This window comes from Streptomyces sp. N35, from assembly GCF_016464295.1.
GTDB lineage: Bacteria > Actinomycetota > Actinomycetes > Streptomycetales > Streptomycetaceae > Streptomyces.
In genome coordinates this window covers 214,788-216,747 of record NZ_JAEIMH010000002.1, presented here as the reverse complement: position 1 = coordinate 216,747, position 1,960 = coordinate 214,788, and the positions used below count along the sequence as shown (strand labels likewise).

The 1,960-nt window shown below is 67.0% G+C and carries 1 protein-coding gene; it reads left to right on the top strand.

Going from position 1 to position 1,960, the window contains the following annotated elements:
- The first annotated feature begins 200 nt into the window (after window positions 1-200).
- Window positions 201-1,886 carry a trypsin-like serine protease gene (locus JAO81_RS01870; RefSeq protein ID WP_199545930.1) on the top strand — a complete coding sequence of 562 codons (1,686 nt, stop codon included), beginning with the start codon at window positions 201-203 and terminating at the stop codon, window positions 1,884-1,886.
- Window positions 1,887-1,960 lie beyond the last annotated feature (74 nt).

The window sequence follows — 1,960 nt, the reverse complement described above, 5'->3', positions numbered from 1 at the left end:
CCCCACCACCCCCTCCCCCCTTCGGAGACCACAACCCCCACCTCCCCCCGAACCCCCCCCCGCCCCTGGGGGGCGGGGGCGGATTTCTGCATGTAATATCGGTCAGCCGTTCCTATCCCCCCACGCGGCACTCTCTGAAATCCCTTGAATTGCAGGAGAATTGCGTGCGTATGTCGCGTCACGGCAGACCAGTGAAGAAGATGCGCAGACTCATATCCGCGGGTGTCGCGGCTCTGGCTCTGCTCGGGGGAGGTCTGGCCCTTACTGCTCAGGCCGAGGAAAGCGGGCCGGAGTTCCTGCCGCCCAAGGGTGTGGAGGTGGTCCAGACGGCCTCGGCGTCCCCGAAGATCATCGGCGGCTCCTCGACCTCGCACAGCAGCGCGCCCTGGATGGTGCAGCTCCTTTTCGAGTGGGATAACGACGGCCTCTACTACTTCACCTGCGGCGGCACCCTCATCGCCCCGAACAAGGTGCTCACGGCGGCACACTGCGTCACCGACGAGAACGGCGTCATGGACTACGCGGGCCGGGGCTTGGTCCTCGGCGGTACCGCAAAGCTGGTCGGCGGGACCGGCAGCAACCGCGAAGGGACGGCGGTCAACGTCTCCCGTGTGTACCGTGCGGGCTCCTACAATCCGGCCACCATCGACAACGACGTCGCGATACTGACGCTGTCGAAGCCGCTCCCGTACAAGACGGCTCAGCCCGCTTCGTACGGCGACGCGGCTCGCTACGCGGCCGGAACCACGGCCACCACCTACGGCTGGGGTCTGACCACGGGCAACGCGGACACCGGTCGGCTCGCGGACGTCCTGCAACGCCTCGACCAGCCGCTGCGCTCCGACGCTGAGTGCGCGACGGGCCTGACCGGGCCGGGTGATCCGGTCCAGTACAAGCCCGGCCACATGATCTGCGCCGGCGCGGGCGGCACGGGCGATGACACGACCGGCTCGGGCACCTGCAAGGGAGACTCCGGCGGTCCCCTGATCGTCAGCGGCCGCATCATCGGCATCACTTCCTGGGGACCGATCCAGGGATCGCGGGTATGCAACGTCACCGGCACGTACGACGCCTACACCAAGGTCTCCACGTACAGTCCGGCCATCCAGCCGCGCATCAACGACACCAACTTCAGCCGGGACACGAAGGCCGATCTCTTCGCCCGCACCACGGGCAGCACCGGCTACACCTACACCTCGCTCGGTGAGTCGCTCGCCGCGCGCAAGACCTTCCCGGGCTCGTACAGCGCGTACAACTTCATCGTGCAGACGGACCTGAACCGGGACGGCTACGAGGACTTGATCGCGCGTGAGGCTTCGACGGGCAACGTCTACTGGCTGCACCGCTCGGTCAGCAGCTCCACGTATGTGAAGACGAAGATCTTCAGCAACTGGAAGACGGTGCGGGCCTTCGCCGCTCCTGGCGATGTGAACAGCGACGGCAAGGGCGACATCGTCGCCGTGACGTCGACCGGTGACCTGATGGTGTACCCGAGCTACGGCAACGGCACGTTCGCCACGGCGACGAAGGCGGCCACGGGCTACCAGGTGTACAACCAGGTCCGCGGCAACGGTGACTACACCAACGACGGCAAGTCCGACCTGCTGGTCCGGCGTGGTGGCACCAACGACCTGTACCTGGTCAAGGGCACCGGCAAGTCCACCGCTCCGTTCGAGGCGCCCGTGAAGGTGCGCTCCAACTGGGCGGCGTACAACCTGCTCGTCACTCCCGGCGATGTGAACGGGGACGGCAAGGCCGACCTCGTCGCCCGCTCGACCAGCGGCTCGCTGTACCTCCTGAAGGGCACCGGAAAGGCCACCACGGAGATCTTCGCCCCGTCGGTGAAGCTCAACAGCGGCTGGGGCTCGATGTACACCGTCGCCTGACATCCGGGCCGCAGAGCACGGCACACAGCACGTCCACCGGCGCCCCCGTCACGACTCGTGGGAGTCGGGGGCCA

Excerpts from the sequence above, each read along its gene's own strand:
- JAO81_RS01870 (WP_199545930.1), top strand. The coding sequence starts at position 201 with ATGCGCAGACTCATATCCGCGGGTGTCGCGGCTCTGGCTCTGCTCGGG.